Source organism: Pseudoalteromonas sp. S3178 (assembly GCF_005886985.1).
GTDB lineage: Bacteria > Pseudomonadota > Gammaproteobacteria > Enterobacterales > Alteromonadaceae > Pseudoalteromonas > Pseudoalteromonas carrageenovora.
The window spans coordinates 1-254 of record NZ_PNCW01000467.1 but is presented as its reverse complement, the minus strand read 5'-3'; the positions used below and the strand labels follow the sequence as shown (position 1 = coordinate 254).

At 42.5% G+C, this 254-nt stretch carries 1 protein-coding gene; it reads right to left on the bottom strand.

The genetic code is table 11. The features are described 5' to 3' along the window. Positions 1–199: hypothetical protein (locus CWC11_RS21780; RefSeq protein WP_502704826.1), on the bottom strand; the 199-nt coding region annotated here is incomplete at its 3' end. Positions 200–254: the final 55 nt, after the last annotated feature.

Genomic DNA, 254 nt, shown 5'->3' with positions numbered 1-254 from the left:
CTTCATCTGTGGTAGAGAGTGAATGACCAGTACGCTTGGATAAATGCACAACATTTAAATCACCATCGAGCAAAAAGCCAAAACCTTTATCTTGAAACTTGATACGTTCAACCATATCGTTCAATTTATTGATCTGTAAGTCGACGCCACCCATGGCCACGAGTTTGCCGCCGTTATTGTAGATAGGTTGACGGATCACAGCAGACACCGCACCGGTATTGATATCGGTTGCAATTGGACCAACATACAATTTA